The organism is uncultured Psychroserpens sp. (assembly GCF_947492715.1).
Lineage (GTDB): Bacteria > Bacteroidota > Bacteroidia > Flavobacteriales > Flavobacteriaceae > Psychroserpens.
The window spans coordinates 165715-185611 of the sequence record NZ_CANLNS010000004.1 but is presented as its reverse complement, the minus strand read 5'-3'; the positions used below and the strand labels follow the sequence as shown (position 1 = coordinate 185611).

The following is a 19897-nucleotide window of genomic DNA, read 5'->3' as shown; positions in this document are numbered from 1 at the left end:
CAATAAACAGTTTTTACCCATACGTACTGGTACGTAATATTTACGAGCCGTCTCGTATTTTATAAAGCTAATACCCAATCTAACTTGCACATGATTTAAATAAAATAATCATGAAAGCAAAAACCCCTTTAATTACATCGGCCTTATTCATTCTCATTTCTTTTTTTAGCCCACAAAATGTTAAAGCACAATGTGGTCCGGTACATGATATTGTACAGTCAGGTGCCAATGATCGTGATGAGGTCATCGATATAATGGGAAATTCATTTATAGCAACTTGTGATGGAGAAATTGAAGCATTTTCCTTTTGGACTCATGAAGTTCTACAAGGACAAAATGATGTAACAGTAGAGATGTACAAAAACCCTTTTAGTAATAATCCTGAGTTATTGGCAACCGGAACAAGAAACATCAGCACCCATTCTGCTTCTAATCAAGGAGTAGAACAATATGTTTTATTTGATAATCCTTCAGAAGTAGAATCCGGGACAGAGTATGGAATTAGAATCATAAAAGATAGTCCTAATAGTCATATAGATATAAAACATGATGATAGTAACCCATATGCACAAGGAAATATGTTTATTTTTTCTGATTTTAGAGTGCCAAATGCTTGGATACCCAGAGATTTGAAGTTTCATATACATTATAAAGATGAACCTCCAATAGCTCGTTGTAGAGACCTTACAGTAATATTAGATGCTAATGGTGAGGCAAGTATAAATGCATCTGATGTTAACAATGGTTCTACTACTCAAGGTGGCTTTATAATCTATAACGGAAATATTAATTTTGATTGTTCTAACCTTGGAAGTAATAATTTTATTGATTTAAGCATTAGTTCTAACGGTCTTACTGATAGTTGTACTGCAACAATAACAGTTATTAGCGGTAACTATGCAGACCTACAATGTAGCGATTATATTGTTGGTAACGATCCTGGTCAAAGTTTTACCACTATTCTTCCGGCAGACTTTGATGGGAGTAACATAACCATTAATGATAATGCGCCTTGCCCTAGTGATACATTCACAGACGCATATAGTCCCACTGGTTTTGGTTTTACATATTTTATAGGTCAACCAAGACAAGTTACTTATACGTACACTAATAATTACGGAGAAGAACAATCGTGTACCTTCAATGTCATTGTAAATGATACAGAAGCACCTGTACTTGGCGGATGTCCAACTACAGATGTTGTGTTACTAGAAGGCGAAACATTACAAGAACCTAGTCTTACTGGTAGTAGTGATAATTATGATGCTAACAGTCAATTGGTTATAGAACGAGTAGATGCTGGTCCTGCTTTTGGTACAGTGCCTACTTCAGATTTTACAGTACAATATCGTATCGTAGATACTAGCGGAAATGAAAGTAGTATTTGTAGTTATAATGTAGTTATTGACAACCCACCTGTAATTACTTGTCAATCACCTTCTGTTATAGTCGATGAAAATATAAGCGTATATGAGTTTACACTAAATGAACTTGCAAATGCTACCAACGATTTATCAGCAACTGCTAATCTTGCTTTTGGTACAGGAACAGAAGTTCCGGTTGTATTAGATAATAATAGCCCTACAGATCAAATTCTTAATTCACCAACAGGTTTTCATTATCAGTTATTTGAGTTAATACCGCCAACTACAGGAAGTTATACGTTTACTTTGTCTGGTAATAATTCGAGTAATTTATTTATTTGGGAAGATAGTTTTAATCCAAACACAGGAGATTTTGCTTTAAGACCAGGTTATGTGGGGTTTGCGAGTTTTAATGCAAATGGATCGCTAGCTCAAGGAAGTAACAACAATACCTTTAGCTTACAGCAAGATAAGACCTATTACATGTCTGTGGTAGAAGATGGAGAAGATCTATTTTTTACAGGAACACTAGCTTTTAGCTCAGAATTAATTTATGTAAATGGGCCTTCTTCAATTACCTTAGATTTAGATTGTTCTGATGCCGGAACTATTATACCAACTAATAGTGTGTATGCATATGAAGATAATGGGCAAAATACTAGTTGTATACCAAGTATAAATGTTACCGAGACAGTAGCGCCAGAATTTATAGATTGCCCTACAGATATTACTGTTGATATAGATCCAAACAGTACAGGTGCTATTGTTAATTTTACGCTTAATGCTACTGATAATTGTACAGCAACAGAAGATTTACAAATCTCTCAAACCAGTGGATTGGGTAGTGGAGAATTGTTCCCAACTGGTGAGACCATCCAAACCTTTACAGTTACAGATGCTGCTGGAAATACAAATGAATGTACATTTACTATAACTGTAGAAGATACAGAAGGACCAACAATTAGTTGTCAAGATGTTACTCTTCCACAACTCCCAACAACAGATATTGGATATATCATTTTACCTTCAGATTTTGACAATGGCTCTACCGATAATTCTAGTCAATTAGATTTTTTAGTAGAGTATGATCAATTTTACGTTAATATAGACAACACAAGTCCTGTACATTCAAACTTATACCATCAATCTTCAATCTTCATGGTACCATCTAATGGAGCGTATACGTTTGATTTTAACCTTACCAAAAACGATGGAGGTGTAGGGACGTTTGTGCCTCAATTTAGATATAGTATATGGGATATTCCGCCTACAGAAAATGGAGATGGTCTTATAGCCGATACAACAATTGATATTGCTACAGGTCAAGTTGTAAGTGGAAATACAACCACGACCTTAAGTGCAGGTGTAAAATACTATATGCACATATATGCAGCATCAAGTACAAGTACAACTTTTGAGAATTTAACAGGAACAATGTCTGTAGACACAAGCATAAGTTCGTCTTTACCAATGTTTATTAATTGTAGCACTGTAAATATTGATGATGTTACAATTACTGCTATTGATGGAGGTGGTAATACAGATACTTGTACGGCATCAGTATCTGTATCTAATATTAGTTGCCCAATAGAATTAATTATATCACCTACAGCAAACCAGGATTTTCAGTTGCCATTTATGCCATATACGGGTGAAACATATACTGTAGATTGGGGAGATGGAACATCTACAACAGGACATACAGGATATACTAACCATAATTACGCTCTTGCAGAAGAGTATACTATAAAAGTATATGGAAATATTTCCTATTTCAGATTCTCAGATGTAGATCTAAATGATGCAAATGCTCCAATATTAAAAAGTGTAGTAAGTTGGGGAGATAATGTTTGGGAAACCATGTTAGAGGCATTTAATGGGTGTAGTAACCTAGAATCTTTGCCAGTCACGCCACCAAACTTGTCTAACGTTACAAATATGAATCATATGTTCGCTAGGGCAAGTATATTCAATCAAAATATAAGTAACTGGGATGTATCTAATGTGACTGATATGGAAGGGGTTTTTTCTGCCACAATATTTAATCAACCTTTAAATGGCTGGAACGTATCTAATGTAACTACTATGGAAGGAATGTTTTTATCCGCCACAGAATTTAATCAACCTCTTAATAACTGGAATGTATCTAATGTAATTAACATGACTGGAATGTTTTTAGATGCATATGCGTTTAATGGAGATGTTACTACTTGGAATACATCAAATTTAGTTAATGCTAATGGTATGTTTGCTAGTGCATCATCATTTAATCAGAATCTTGGAGCTTGGGATATCAGCTCATTAAATAATGCTTTTGCAATGTTTAGTAATACTAGCTTATCAACTACTAATTATGATAATTTATTAATAGGTTGGGCAAATTTAGATGCAGGAGAAACGCAGATACCTACAGGTTCAGCTTTTGATGCACCTCAGAGTCTCTATTGTAATGGGGAAGCTGCAAGAACCGAATTAATGAGCACATACGGTTGGGCTATTAGCGATGGTGGCCGAGATCCATTTTGTGGTGTTACTGAAGAAGAATTATTTATTACCGAATGGAATGCAAATGGTAATAGAATTATAGAAATACCTACAAATGGAAATGGCTATAATTATCAAGTAGATTGGGGTGACGGTGCTTTTAGTTATAATCAAACAGGTAATGTTTCTCATGAGTATACTTCTACTGGACAATATGATGTGAAAATATATGGAGATTTCCCAAGAATTCATTTTGGAAGCTCAACATCTACAAATAGAGCTAAAATAAGAGAAGTTAAACAATGGGGCGCTATAGAGTGGTCTTCAATGGAAGGTGCTTTTTTAGAATGTAGTAATTTAAAAGTTACAGCTACTGACATACCAAATTTATCTAATGTTACAAATACGTCATCTATGTTTAAAGATTGTACTTCTTTAACAGAAAATGATATGTTTAATAATTGGGATATGTCTAATGTTTCAAACATGAATAATATGTTTGAATCAGCAACTAATCTCGATCAAAACGTTGGTAATTGGGATATTACAAGTTTAGTTACCGCCAATAATATGTTTACAGATACAGCACTCTCTTATGATAATTATGATGCGCTCTTAATTGGTTGGTCAACACAAGAAGCAGGAGAAGGTTCAATACCAAATAGCGTTTCATTCATTGCCAATGGCTATACATATTGTAATGGTGAAAATGCTAGATTAAATTTATTGTTTAATCATTTTTGGAACATTTTTGGTGATGGTCCAGATGACTTTTGTGGTTTAGGAAGGCCTTTTATTACCGAATGGCAACTTACAGGTGATTTTCCAACTATAGAAATACCAACAACTGGTAGCGGATATGATTATGTAATAGATTGGGGTGATGGTAGCGATTTAGCAGATGCTACTGTAGAATATGATCAAACGGGTGATGCTTCTCATCAGTATGACATACCAGGTACATACGTAATTAAAATTTATGGCGATTTTCCAAGAATAGATTTCAGTAGTTCTACTGGAGCAAATAAAAGTAAAATAAGAAAAGTTACCCAATGGGGAGATATACAGTGGTCTACTATGCTAAATGCTTTTACAGAGTGTAATAATTTAAGTGTAACCGCTTCTGACACGCCAGATTTGTCTAATGTAACCAGCTTACAAGGCATGTTTAATTCATGTACATTTCTAGTAGGAAATGATTCGTTTAACAATTGGGATGTCTCAAATGTCTCTAATATGATAAACATGTTTAATAATGCAATCTCTTTTAACCAAAATATAGATAATTGGGATATCACAAGTTTAGATAATGCTTCTAGTATGTTTGGAGGTGTAACACTTTCAACAGAAAATTACGATGCTTTGTTAATAGGTTGGTCTACTCAAGAAGCAGGAGAAGGCCCAATACCAAGTAACGTTAATTTCAATGCAGGAAATAGTCGTTATTGTAATGGAGAAATTGAAAGGGCTCGTTTAATAACAAATTTTAGTTGGTCTATTGATGATGGTCAACAAGACCCAACATGTGTTAATCCTGAACCCTTTATAACAACTTGGAATACAGATGTTTCTGGGACATCTAACTCTTCTTCAATTATAATACCAACATTTCCTGGAGAAGTTTATAATTATACGGTTCTTTGGGGAGACGGTACTTTAGACGAAGGCTTAACCGGTAACGCCTTTCATGAGTATGCTACACCAGGTGTTTACGAAGTGAAAATTTATGGTGATTTTCCTAGAATTTATTTTGAGGCTTTTCTCGATCCATCTGGTCCAGAAAAAATACTTGAGGTGAACCAATGGGGAAATATACAGTGGTCTTCTATGCATTATGCTTTTTCTAAATGTAAAAACTTAACAGTAAACGCAACAGATGCACCAGATTTATCTAATGTTGATAACATGTCTTATATGTTTAATGAAGCCGAATTATTTAATACTGATATCAATTCATGGGATGTGTCTAATGTAACCTATATGGATGGAGTGTTTTTAGGAGCAACATCATTTAATCAAGATATTAGTTCTTGGGATGTATCTAATGTAACCCATATGAGTGTAATGTTTTATGAAGCAGAATCATTTAATCAAGATATTAATTCTTGGGATGTATCTAATGTAACCTATATGAGTTATATGTTTTTTGGCGCTACTTCTTTTGATCAAAATCTAGGCGATTGGGATATTACAAGTTTAGATATTATAAATAATATGTTTGCTGGTGTAACACTCTCTACAGAAAACTATGATGCTTTATTAATAGGATGGGCAACTCAAGACGCAGGAGAAGGACCAATACCAACAGGTTTAGAATTCAATGGTGGTGGTAGTCAATACTGTGATGGAGAAGCTGCAAGAATCGAATTAGAGAACACCTATGGTTGGACTATTAACGATGGTAACCAAGAACCACTCTGTGGTTTTGAACCTTTTATTACCAAATGGAACGTAGAAGCTGGAGAAAGTATAACCATTCCTACCACAGGTGGTGGATATAATTATACAGTAGATTGGGGAGATGGTACTATTGACCAAGGCATAACTGGCGATACATCTCATACGTTTGCCTCTGCAAATGAATATGAAGTAAAGGTTTTTGGCAATTTTCCAAGAATAGATTTTAGTAGTTCTTCACAAGCAAATAAAGCCAAAATAAAAGAAGTTACCCAATGGGGAGATATACAATGGTCTACTATGCTAAATGCTTTTACAGGTTGTGGCAATTTAAATGTAACCGCTTCTGACACGCCAGATTTGTCTAATGTAACCAACTTACAAAACATGTTTAATTCATGTGCATCGCTAGTAGGAAATGATTCGTTCAATAACTGGGATGTATCTAATGTTACAAATATGAGTATTATGTTTATAGATGCTGTAAAATTTAATAGTGATATTTCTGGGTGGAATGTTAGCAGTGTAACAGAAATGGCAGGAATGTTTTCTCGTTGTACAGACTTTAATCAACCCTTAAATAATTGGGATGTATCTAATGTTAATGCTATGGCTTTTATGTTTGATAGCGCAACTTCTTTTGATCAAAATCTAGGAGATTGGGATATCACAAGTTTAGTGAATGCTGCAGGTATGCTAAACAATGTAGCACTCTCTACCGAAAACTATGATGCCTTGTTAATAGGTTGGGCAGACGATACTAGTCCTTTAATAGATGATGGAATTGATGATATCCCATCAGGTGCTACTTTGGGCGCATATGGTTTAATATACTGTTTATCAGAAAATGATAGACAAACACTTATAGATGACCATGGTTGGACAATTAATGGTGATAGTCTTTGTAATACAATTGTAATAACATGTGAATCGCCAACAGTTACCTTATCTGCTGATGGTACATATGATTTAACACCTGCTGAACTTGCAAGTGCTACTAGTGATTTATCAACACCTACCCTTGCTTTTGGTACAGGTTTAGAAATTCCTGTTAATATTGATGATGAAAACCCAAGTGACGCTCTTACTGCTGGCTCATCTTACTTTTACGAGTTGTTTGAGTTAAAACCACCTACTACAGGAGACTATACATTCAATATAATATCAGAATTTGGTCAATCATTTGTTATTATTTGGGAAGGAGAGTTTAATGAAAATGGAGGTAATTTTGATACGCGTCCTGGTTATTTAGGTATTGCTATTTTTAATCAGGATGGAACTGTTTCTAACGGATCAGGTTCAAATACATTTACTTTAGAGAGTGATAAAACATATTATTTAACTGCTGCTAATACAGTTTCAAATAGTTTTCTTGATGGAACGCTAACTTTTAGTTCCGAAATGATTTATATAAATAAACCTTTATTAATAGTAGATTCCTCTGATGTTGGTACTACAATTCCAATTAATGTATTTGCATATGAAGATAATGGTAATTCTTCTAGTTGTTTGTCTAATGTTACTGTAGAAGAACCTATTAAACTTTCCCCAAAAGTCTATTTACAAGGTACAAGTTTAAATCCAAATGCAGGAGAAGAACACTTAATGCGTGATGATTTACGCGTTGCTGGATTAATACCTACCACAAGTCCGTATGCAGATAACTCAATTTGTGAAGCTTCGGTATTTAATACAGGTGGAACTTCTGGTTCTGGTGTTATTGATAATGATATCGTAGATTGGATATGGGTAGAATTAAGAGATAAAAATGACAATACAATAGTTGTTGATAGCCAATCCGCCTTATTACAACGTGATGGTGATATGGTAGATGTAGATGGTATTTCAGCATTGGTCTTTGAACAACCAGAAGATGATTATTATATAACAATCAAACATCGTAATCATCTGGGGATTATGAGTAGTAGTGCTATTGCTTTAAGTAGTACATCAACAATAGTAGATTTTACAGATGGTAGTGTAGCAACTTATGGCAGCAATGCCCAGACTACATTTGGTATGCCTACAGGTATTGTTGGTATGTGGGCTGGTGATGCCAATGGTGATGGTATTGTCCAGTATTCAGGAGGTTTTCCAGACAATCCAAGCATTTTATCTTATGTGCTTAATGATGGTACTAACTTTTTAGGTTTACCTACGCATCAATCAAGCGGATATTCCAATAGAGATGTCAATATGGATGGTATTATTCAATATGCAGGAGGTAATTCCGAACTCCCATTTATACTCCAAAATGTAATTAGCTACCCTGGTAATTTCTTAGGCTTAAGCACTTGGCCTATCAATGCCCAGTTACCATCAGGTAGTATGGCAAGATACATGCAGCGCAGAAATGAATTTGAGAATAATAAATACTAGGTCCAATGAACATTCAATTGATATATAATAACACTTTAAATTATTTAAAAATGAAAACAATTACCCCTTTAAAAATGGTAGTTATACTAGTAATGAGTATGCTGTCGACAAAAAGTATATCACAAAATTATGATTTTACGTTGATACAGAACAGTGATTATAGTTTTACAGTAGCTGCAGTATCACAATTTGATTCAGGAGGTTTTGCACCAATTACTCAGTCTTATGGCTTTGTATTAGTTTTGCCTGATGGTGTTACTATAACCATAGATCAAGTATTTCCAGCAGGAACAAGTGAAACAATAACTCCTATACCAGGGGCAAATGTAGCAGGACTTGACCCAAGTATGGCAGATAAAGACTTGTTTTTAATTACAACTGATACTTCAGGGGGAACATTAAGCGCTCATGGAAGTGGCGAAGTGATTCCTTTGGTGAGTATTACCGTAAACGGAACACCGACTTCAGGAGAAATTAGGTTATTAGAAAATGATTCCAACTTGGCAAGTCATCCAGCGATTAATGGATCTTTGGATGCTTTTATGCAGGTTGATATTACAGATGATTCGATGGTAAACTTTACCAATGAGTTTAATATTATAAGTGGTACAAAATCATATAGTTTTGATACTTTGTCAACAGAGGAGGTAGAAGCTCAGGTACTAGATGTTAGTTTGTACCCAAATCCAGCACAAGATGAGGTTTTCCTTAGAGGAAACATCAATGCGTTAATCGGTATTGAGATTTATGATATTAATGGAAAACGTATGCTATCACAAATAGAATCGTTTGAGCGTATAGATGTTAGTCAGTTAGAAGCTGCAGTGTATTTATTGAAACTTGAAAGTAATACTGGATCAATTACTACGATTAAGCTCGTAAAGGAATAAAGTAATGGAAACTTATTTGAAACAGTATAAGTTAGAATTATTCCTAATGATATTTTACATGCTAATCGGTTATATAGTCTATTTAATTTTTGGCTAAAAATAAGAACTGTACAATGAACATGCATTAGGCTTAATAGTGAAAAATCTCTTTATTTTGAGGCAAGAGGTTTTGATAGACCCATGGCTGAAAGGTTGTGGGTTTTTTTTGATAATAAAATAAGTCGTTGGGATTATAAAAGGGGTAACCCAGCGACTGTGCCAGGCCTCCTTATTTTTTAAATAAGGAGGTTGTTTTTAAGAACCCATAGTACGGGAAGACTATGGGTTCTGTTTTGCGAAATTAGAGACATCAAAATTGTATCTTCAATTTTTAGGCTTTTATAAAATCTATAATCTCATTTTCTGTATTGGGAAGTAACAGTCTCTAGCTAAAGTTAATGTTTTCATTGTCAATTTTGCTAGATTCAGAAAATTATGATAGTTATTTTACTAAATATTTATGTTGAATTATTTCCGCAACGGGCTTGTTTTCAATCTTACTTTCTAACCAAGAAATAATGTCTAAATATAAAAAAGCTCTACGCTCAAAAGGATGGTCTTCATAAATTTTGAGTCGCTCTAATAAATTTTTAAAGGCATTTTTTAAATCATGAGGGTAAATATCTTGTAGATTTCTAATGAACTTAATCATTTCTTTTTGTACTTCGTGTAGATCGTTCATTTTTATTAAGAACTTATATGTGCTTCTTAAAAGTGTTTCTAAATGATAATCTATACCAGCTTCATAATGAGCAACAAGGTTTAAAACTCTAGAGAAACAAAGAAGATCCTCACGCATAGAGAGCGATTTGTTAGAAATTATTTTATCTAAATATGTAATACAAGCCTTATTGTTACCAGCTCCAAAATGTAAACTAGCAAACTTGTAATAAAAAATCATTTTATGATGAGGGTCAATTCTACTATCAAAAAGCACTAGTGATTTTTCGATTTTTGGAATCAATTTTAGTCCTTCTTCAAAACTGCCATCAATAAAATGTTGATTGATGCTATGAAAATTAGTGTACAAAAAAATTAAAGTAGAAACGTTTCCGTCTTTATTAAATCTCGGACTGTCTACAGTTGTTTTAAAATGCTCTAATTTTTTTACAAATTTGGGTTTATTATTAATGAAATAAAGAGATTCTAATAAGTAGTTATTTCCTTTTAAATAGAATACAGGGTTAAGGTTAATCATACTAGGATTCTGATGAAATAGGTCAACCCATTTTGCAGCATACCTATAGCAATTTAAGAAATCTTGACGTAAAAAATTATACCATAAATGGGCCTTGTAATACCACAGTTTCTCTCTAAACCCTAGCTTGTCCCAAGTAATTTCTGGAAGCCTATCGGTAAAATACTGTGTCACTATTTTATATTCATCTTCGTTTTTAACATAACCAGTTTTTAAGATAATGCTGTAAAGTTGTAATGATAAATTAGAGAGTTTACTGGTAATTACATTTTGCGCACTCAAATCGCGTGCTTGAATTGCCAGTTCATCTGCACGAGAACTGATACTTCTTGTAATGTATTGAGACTCTATTATTTTTTCGAGTTCAACGATTTCAAAGGCCATGTTTTTTTCTTCATTAGCTATGGCCAAATCTTTGACTTTGTTAAGAATTCTTAAACTTTGTTTGTATAAACCCTTATGATATAAAATGGAAGCGAAATCCAGTTGCTCTCTTATTTGTGAGCGTATATTTTGGTGTGCTGGGTTTAATTTAAGACTAATTAAAATCTGCTTGTATAAATGCGCTTTTACATTAGCAAGTTGCTGTTTTTTTACAATGCCAGTTTTTATAATGGCTGCCTCATTATATGTTTTTGTTTTGTCTAATAGGTTAAATAAATTCAAAAACTTGGAATCAGAATTCACGCCAAGCCTTCCTACATAAAGTTTAAACTGTCGTTTCTCAGACTTTGTTAGAGACTTTACAAGTGAAAATAAATAATCTTTTTGATCTTTAGTTGTCAAAATAATAATAAGTTATTTAATTGATAATCAAAACATTGCTGTTAAAGTTTGCTTTTGAACATCGTATAAACGAAGAAAGTCTTAAGTATTTAAATAAACCCAAAACTTAAATTCGTAAGACAATACTAAACTATATTTTGATAAATGTCAAATAACAATATTCAAATCTTCGATACAACACTTCGCGATGGAGAGCAAGTTCCAGGTTGCAAACTCAATACAGATCAGAAAAGTGTAATTGCCGAACAGTTAGATAGGCTTGGTGTAGATGTTATTGAGGCAGGTTTTCCTGTTTCTAGTCCAGGTGATTTTAAATCCGTTGAAGCAATTTCAAAAATTGTAAAAAATGCAACGGTTTGTGGCTTAACACGATCAGTACAAAATGATATTAAAGTGGCCGCAGAAGCGTTGAAATATGCAGTTAAACCAAGAATCCATACAGGAATCGGAACTTCTGAATCACATATCGTTCATAAGTTTAAAACGACTCAAGAAGATATTTTAAGGCGTGCTTTTGATGCTGTAAAATATGCCAAATCGTTTGTAGAAGATGTAGAATTTTATGCTGAAGATGCAGGTAGAACGGATAACGAGTATTTAGCAAAAGTATGCGAAGTAGCTATCAAAGCAGGTGCCACTGTTTTAAATATTCCAGATACAACCGGTTATTGTTTGCCAAGTGAATATGGCGCTAAGATTAAGTATTTAAAAGAAAATGTAAAGGGTATAGAAAAGGCAATCTTATCATGCCATTGTCATAATGATTTGGGATTAGCAACAGCAAATTCAATAGAAGGCGTTATAAATGGAGCGCGCCAAATTGAATGTACGATTAACGGTATTGGTGAGCGAGCAGGAAATACTGCTCTAGAAGAAGTGGTGATGGTGCTAAAACAACATCCCTACCTAAATTTAGATACAAACATTAATACGTCAATGCTTTATGGAATGAGCCAATTGGTGAGTGATAGTATGGGAATTTACACACAACCTAATAAAGCAATTGTTGGTGCAAATGCTTTTGCACATAGTTCAGGAATTCATCAAGATGGAGTGATTAAAAATCGTGAAACCTACGAAATTATTGACCCAAAAGATGTTGGTGTTACCAATTCGGCTATTATTTTAACTGCAAGAAGTGGTCGTGCAGCCTTAGCTTATAGAGCTAAAAATGTTGGCTATGAATTAACAAAGTTACAATTGGATGAAGTCTATGCTAACTTTTTAAAATTTGCAGATCGAAACAAAGAAATAAATGATAATGATATCCATCAAATCATAGAAACAAGTAAAGTATATCAAGAAATTCTTTCAGCATAATGAGTAAAAAAACATTATTCGATAAAGTGTGGGATGCTCATGTGGTTAGTAGTATAAAAAATGGCCCACAGATATTATATATCGATAAACACTTAATCCATGAAGTTACAAGTCCGCAAGCTTTTAACGAATTAGAAGATCGTGGAATTCCTATTTTTAGACCAGACCAAATTGTGGCAACTGCAGATCATAATACGCCCACTATAAATCAAGATCAGCCAATTGAAGATGCGTTGTCTAGAAATCAATTAGCACAGTTGTCTGAAAATTGTAAAAAAAACAACATCACTTTATATGAACTAGGACATCAATATAATGGAATTGTTCATGTAATGGCTCCAGAGTTAGGAGTTACGCAACCAGGTTATACTATGGTCTGTGGTGACAGTCATACTTCAACTCATGGTGCTTTTGGATCTATTGCATTTGGTATAGGAACAAGTCAAGTGGCGCAAGTTTTTGCGAGCCAGTGTTTATTGCTTACTAAGCCTAAAAGTTTAAGGGTTACCGTTAATGGAAAATTAAAGAAAGGCGTGCTGCCAAAAGATGTCATTCTTTATATCATTTCAAAATTAGGAACCAATTCTGGTACAGGATATTTCTGTGAATACGCAGGAAATGTCTTTGAAGAGATGAGTATGGAAGGACGTATGACTGTTTGTAATATGAGTATTGAAATGGGAGCACGAGGTGGAATGATTGCACCAGATGAAACAACTTTTAATTATGTGAAAGGTCGGAAATTTGCACCTAAGGGTGAAGATTTTGCTAAAAAAGTCGCCTATTGGAAGACCTTACCAACAGATGATGGAGCACAGTTTGACAAAGAATATCATTTTGAAGCTGAAGATATAGAACCCATGGTGACTTACGGAACTAATCCAGGAATGGGAATTAAAATTTCAGAAAAGATTCCTAAAGATGAAAATCCTTCATTTAAAAAATCATTGGCATATATGAATTTTGAGGCTGGTGAGAGTCTAATTAATAAACCAATCAATTATGTCTTTATAGGAAGTTGTACCAATTCTAGAATAGAAGATTTTAGAGTGGCGGCAGATTTTATAAAAGGAAAGAAAAAAGCCAATAATGTAACGGCTTGGTTAGTGCCTGGAAGTAAACAAGTTGAAGCTCAGATTATAGAAGAGGGTTTAAAAACTGTTTTTGATGAAGCAGGATTTGAATTACGCCAACCTGGATGCTCAGCGTGCTTAGCCATGAATGATGATAAAATTCCACAAGGTGAATATTGTGTGTCTACATCAAACCGAAATTTTGAAGGACGACAAGGCCAAGGATCTAGAACGATTTTGGCAAGTCCTCTCGTCGCAGCTGCTACAGCAGTCGAAGGAAAAATAATTGATATTACGAAACACTTAAATTAATGGAGAAGTTTACAACATTAAAATCAACAGCTATTCCATTGAATATTGAGAATGTTGATACAGATCAAATTATACCAGCTCGCTTTTTAAAAGCAACGGATAAAAAAGGGTTTGGAGATAATGTATTTAGGGATTGGAGGTATCATAAAGATGGTTCTGAAAACTCAGAATTTATATTAAATAATTCAAAATATTCTGGAAGTATATTAGTTGCAGGAGATAATTTTGGTTGCGGATCGAGTAGAGAACATGCTGCTTGGGCTATTGTAGGTTACGGTTTTAGAGTCGTAGTATCTAGTTTCTTTGCAGATATCTTTAAAGGTAATGCATTAAACAATGGCTTATTGCCAGTTCAAGTTTCCGAGTCGTTTCTAATCAATTTGCTAAATAGAATTGAGTCGAACCCAAATACAGAACTCGAAATTAATCTTCAGAACCAAAGGATTTCAATAGTGGGTTTAGACATTTCTGAGAATTTCGAAATAGACGCTTACAAGAAAACGTGTATGATAAATGGATATGATGATATCGATTACTTAATTAATAATAAAGAACAAATCGAAGCTTTTGAAGCTCATAAAATATACTAACATAATATGAAATTAAATATAGCCGTTTTGCCAGGTGATGGTATAGGACCAGAAGTTACAAACCAAGCAGTAAAAGCATTAAAAGCAATTGCGTTCGAATTTAATCATGATTTTAAGTTTGTAACCGGAGATGTTGGAGCTATGGCCATTGACAAATACAACGATCCTTTGCCAGAAAAAACTTTGGATTTATGTAAATCGTCTGATGCTATTTTGTTTGGAGCTATTGGGCATCCAAAATATGACAATGATCCAACTGCCAAAGTGCGTCCAGAACAAGGTTTACTCAAATTAAGAAAAGAACTAGGTCTCTATGCTAATATAAGGCCTGTAAAAGCGTATGAAACATTATTAGGTAAATCACCTTTAAAAAAGCATATTATTCAAGGTACTGATATTAGTATTTATAGAGAGTTAACAGGAGGGATCTATTTTGGCGAAAAGGACTTAAGCGAGGATGGTAATAGGGCTTCCGATTTGTGTTCATATTCTAGAGAAGAAATTGAGCGTATTGCACATTTAGCGTTTCAAGCTGCTCAAAACAGGAAAAATAAAGTAACTTTAGTGGATAAAGCTAATGTCTTAGAAAGCTCAAGACTTTGGAGAAAAGTTGTTGCCGAAATTGCTGTACAATATCAAGACGTTAAGCTAGATTATTTGTTTGTAGATAACGCTGCTATGCAAATGATATTAAACCCAAAACAGTTTGATGTTATTTTAACTGAAAACATGTTTGGTGATATTTTAAGTGATGAAGCAAGTGTTATTGGAGGCTCAATTGGATTGTTAGCTTCTGCTTCAATTGGAGATAAATATGCCATGTTTGAGCCTATTCATGGATCATTTCCACAGGCAGAAGGCAAAGGTATTGCTAATCCAATTGCGTCAATCTTATCAGCAGCAATGTTATTGGAGCATTTTGATTTATTTGCTGAATCTGAATTGATAAAACAAGCTGTAGAAAAATCTCTGAAACTAGATGTTTCTACACCAGACATTAATATGAAATACAATAATATAACTACGGGTAAAGTAGGAGAGTTTATAGAAGATTTCATCAATAATCCTAATGACAGTAATATGAACTTTACAAATATTCACTTAGGTCAGTCGACTATTATATAAATTAAATGCCTACACAGCCAAAACTTACGAGATTCAATCAAAATGTATTATCCAAGTATCAGATATACAACAGTATATTTATGACCTTACCGTTTGATACGATTACAAAAACAGGAGTCTTATTGCCTTTGTTTCATGAGACCTGTAAAAAAGGATTTGCCAATCAAGAAGATCCAACAACAATTGTTGATACATTCTTTAAAAAATACCAAGCAAGAAGATCTCCTAAAAGTCAAATTAATTTACTATTTCGATTTATTCAGTATATAGAGCGCCAAGTCGTTTTGTTCGATGCTATTGAAGATGCAGCGTTTCCTGTTGTAAATAATATGGATGGTATTGGAACACTTCGAAGTTTGAAGGAATCGGTAACAAAAAATAATAAACTCGATACGCTCAGAAAATATTTAGAAGAGTTTAAGGTTCGTATTGTTTTAACTGCCCATCCAACACAGTTTTATCCTGGTTCGGTACTAGGGATCATTACAGATTTAACTGAAGCCATTCGAGAAAATGATTTGCTTAGAATTAATAACCTATTAGCTCAGCTAGGAAAGACGCCTTTTTTTAAGCATAAAAAGCCTACTCCTTATGATGAAGCCGTGAGTTTAATATGGTATTTAGAGAATGTGTTTTATAAGTCTTTTGGGACAATATATGATTATATTCAGCAGAATATATTTGAAGGCGAACAAATTGAAAACGATATTATAAATATCGGTTTTTGGCCTGGAGGTGACAGAGATGGAAATCCATTTGTGACTCCAGAAATAACCTTAAATGTTGCAAAAAGATTAAGAGATACAGTTATTAAAAACTATTACAGAGATGCACGTCGATTAAGACGAAAACTAACCTTTGCTGGTGTGGAAGAGCGGATAGTAGTTTTAGAAACAGAATTGTATAAAATTATTACGAACAAAAATTCCAACCTAACAGCTCAGACGTTTGCAGAAGAGCTAAAAGAGATAAAAAATAGTATTGTAAGCGAGCATCAATCACTTTATGTGTCAGAGGTTAATAGTTTGCTTAATAAAATCCATTTGTTTGGGTTTCATTTCGCAAATTTAGATATAAGACAAGACAGTCGTAAGCATAATCAATTCTTTAATGATATGGTTAATGCCTTGATTGAAAGCGGAAGCGATATTTTTCCAAAGAATTATCACGATTTATCAGAAAAAGAACAGGTAACGTTTTTGTCTAAAGTTAAGGGAGAGGTTGATTTATCATTAATCAAAGATGAAGACACCTTGAAAGCCTTACGAACAATGAAAGCTATAAAGACGATTCAGGTGACTAATGGCGAGAAAGCTGCTAATCGTTATATTATTAGTAACAACCAGACCACGCTTAATGTTATGCAATTATTTGCAATGTTAAAATTGGTGGCATTTCAAGATGAATTGACAGTAGATATTGGACCGCTTTTTGAAACCATAACGGATTTACAGAATGCGCCAGAAGTCATGGAAGCCTTATATACAAATCCAGAATATGCAAAGCATTTAAAATCTAGAGAAAATAAGCAAAACATAATGCTAGGTTTTAGTGATGGTACTAAAGATGGTGGTTATTTAATGGCAAATTGGGCTATTTATAAAGCTAAAGAAAATTTAACAACAGTGTCTAGAAATTATGGTGTGACTGTTATTTTCTTTGATGGTCGTGGAGGACCACCAGCACGTGGTGGTGGAAAAACGCATAATTTTTATGCATCTCTTGGGCCAACTATTGAAGATAAAGAAGTACAGCTAACCATACAAGGACAAACAATTAGTTCTAATTTTGGAACTCTAGAATCGTCTCAGTATAATCTTGAACAATTAATTAGTTCAGGAATTCATAATAGTATCAGTGAGACAGATTTAAGTATGACTCATGAGAATAGAGAAGTAATGGCAGATTTGTCTAATCGAAGTTATAAAGCCTATTCAGATTTTAAAGCGCATCCAAAGTTTATTTCATATTTAGAACATATGAGTACGCTTAAGTATTATGCCAAGACAAATATTGGAAGTCGTCCATCAAAACGTGGTAAGTCTGAAGGTTTAGTCTTTGAAGATTTAAGAGCTATTCCTTTTGTGGGTTCTTGGAGCCAATTAAAACAAAATGTGCCAGGCTTTTTTGGAGTAGGTACAGCTTTAAAACATTATGAGGATTCTGGAGAGTTTGAAAAAGTGCAAACGCTATTTAAAACTTCAGATTTCTTTAAAACACTTATTGAGAACAGTATGATGTCATTGTCAAAGTCTTTCTTTGATTTAACACGATATATGGCTGATGATCCAGAGTATGGAGAATTTTGGAAAATCATTTATAATGAATATGAAACGTCAAAGCGTCTTATCCTTAAACTTACTGGATATAAAGAATTAATGCAAGAAGAACCAGCAGGTAGAGCATCTATTGCAGTTAGAGAGTCTATCGTTTTACCTTTATTAACGATTCAACAGTATGCGCTAAAGAAGATTCAAGAACTTGAAAAATCTGGTGTAAAACCTGATAATGAGGAAATGAAAGTGTATACTAGCATGGTAACTCGCTCATTATTTGGTAATATCAACGCAAGTCGAAATTCGGCTTAGTTACCCATTTATGGGAGAATAAATTAACTGTATAACCATATAAAAACCCTCTAAGGAATTCTTTAGAGGGTTTTTAGTTAATTACCAATAAATTTAAAATTTACTTTTTTAGTGTTCATTCATTCTAAAATCTGAATACGCACTCATACCATGTTCATGTTTGTCCAAACCTTGAAGCTCCTCTTGTTCAGAAACTCTAATACCTATAGTTTTCTTCATGATAAAGAGGATTAAAAAAGCCGATACAAAACTGAAAGCAGCATAAGATACGACTCCAATAAGTTGACTTAAAAACTGAGTTCCACCTGCTAGATTTCCAAAGACACCTACAGCTAGTGTTCCATAAATACCACATACTAAGTGTACTGCAATAGCACCAACTGGGTCATCTAGTTTTAAACGGTCAATTAAAGATACTGCAAATACAATTATTACTCCAGCAATGGCGCCTATGATAATAGCATCTGTAGGACTCATTTGGTCTGCTCCAGCTGTAATAGCAACAAGCCCACCTAAAATACCATTAAGAAACATGGTTAAGTCTAGATTTTTAAACTTAGCAACTGAAGCGATTGCAGCGCCAACACCTCCAGCGGCAGCTGCCAAGCATGTTGTAACTAAAGTTAGTGATGTTAATTCAGGGTTGGCAGATAGAACAGACCCTCCATTAAAACCAAACCAACCTAACCATAATATAATAACACCAGCTGTTGCTATTGGAATGTTGTGTCCTGGAATGGCTTGTAGTTTTCCATCTTTAAATTTACCAATTCTAGAACCTAGTAAACATACAGCGACTAAAGCGGCCCATCCACCAACCGAGTGTACTAATGTAGAACCAGCAAAATCGTAAAATGGAGTTTCTAGTGTTTGTAAAAATCCACCTCCCCATTTCCAAGATCCTGCAATCGGATAAATGAATCCAACATAGATTATGGTGAAAATCATAAACGGACCAATTTTCATGCGTTCTGCAACCGCACCAGAAACTATGGTTGCCGCCGTTGCTGCAAACATACCCTGAAATAAGAAATCTGTCCAATAGGTGTAGCCTTCATTGTAAGCTAAGTCTAAAGAGCCTGCTTCTGTTAAAGGAGAATCTAAACCAATACCAGCCGAACCTAGAATTCCCCAATCTCCAGATTCGAATCCAGGATACATAAGATTAAAACCTACTAAGCAATAAAGTAGTAAACCTACAGTGATGATAAACATATTTTTAAATAATATGTTTATCGTATTTTTTTGTCGTGTTAACCCGATTTCCAAAAATGCAAAACCTAAATGCATAAAGAAGACGAGCGCTGTACAGATCATCATCCATACATTGTTTATTGTAAATAAATCCATGT

Annotated in this window: 9 protein-coding genes; 7 read left to right on the top strand and 2 right to left on the bottom strand. The window is 34.0% G+C overall.

Annotated elements, in window-relative coordinates; all coding sequences use genetic code 11:
• The first annotated feature begins 110 nt into the window (after positions 1-110).
• Complete coding sequence (locus Q0787_RS11905) at positions 111-8624, top strand: BspA family leucine-rich repeat surface protein (protein WP_298902929.1); 8514 nt, start codon at positions 111-113, stop codon at positions 8622-8624.
• 50 nt (positions 8625-8674) lie between these two features.
• On the top strand, positions 8675-9514 hold the full coding sequence (locus tag Q0787_RS11900) for a T9SS type A sorting domain-containing protein (RefSeq protein WP_298902927.1): 840 nt from the start codon (positions 8675-8677) through the stop codon (positions 9512-9514).
• Positions 9515-9995: 481 nt separating this feature from the next.
• On the opposite strand, the gene Q0787_RS11895 is transcribed toward Q0787_RS11900, so the two are convergent.
• Entirely contained in the window at positions 9996-11537 is a 1542-nt protein-coding gene (locus Q0787_RS11895; RefSeq protein ID WP_298902926.1) for a hypothetical protein, read from the bottom strand.
• A gap of 144 nt (positions 11538-11681) precedes the next feature.
• Between Q0787_RS11895 and Q0787_RS11890 the strand changes: the two genes are divergently transcribed.
• From Q0787_RS11890 to Q0787_RS11870, 5 genes are read left to right on the top strand one after another with little or no spacing between them, the layout of a single operon-like run.
• Positions 11682-12857 (top strand): 2-isopropylmalate synthase, encoded by a 1176-nt coding sequence (locus tag Q0787_RS11890; RefSeq protein ID WP_298902925.1) that lies wholly within the window; start codon positions 11682-11684, stop codon positions 12855-12857.
• Complete coding sequence (gene leuC, locus Q0787_RS11885; protein ID WP_298902923.1) at positions 12857-14242, top strand: 3-isopropylmalate dehydratase large subunit; 1386 nt, start codon at positions 12857-12859, stop codon at positions 14240-14242. Before Q0787_RS11890 ends, leuC begins: the two co-directional genes overlap by 1 nt.
• Positions 14242-14832 carry a 3-isopropylmalate dehydratase small subunit gene (gene leuD / locus Q0787_RS11880; RefSeq protein ID WP_298902920.1) on the top strand — a complete coding sequence of 197 codons (591 nt, stop codon included), beginning with the start codon at positions 14242-14244 and terminating at the stop codon, positions 14830-14832. Before leuC ends, leuD begins: the two co-directional genes overlap by 1 nt.
• 6 nt (positions 14833-14838) lie before the next feature.
• Positions 14839-15957, top strand: coding sequence for a 3-isopropylmalate dehydrogenase (gene leuB, locus Q0787_RS11875; protein WP_298902919.1), 1119 nt, complete (start codon positions 14839-14841; stop codon positions 15955-15957).
• A 5-nt stretch (positions 15958-15962) separates the two neighbouring features.
• Entirely contained in the window at positions 15963-18545 is a 2583-nt protein-coding gene (locus Q0787_RS11870; RefSeq protein ID WP_298902918.1) for a phosphoenolpyruvate carboxylase, read from the top strand.
• 108 nt (positions 18546-18653) lie between these two features.
• Here the strand turns inward: Q0787_RS11870 and amt are convergent, their stop codons facing one another.
• On the bottom strand, positions 18654-19895 hold the full coding sequence (amt, locus tag Q0787_RS11865; protein ID WP_298902917.1) for an ammonium transporter: 1242 nt from the start codon (positions 19893-19895) through the stop codon (positions 18654-18656).
• Positions 19896-19897: the final 2 nt, after the last annotated feature.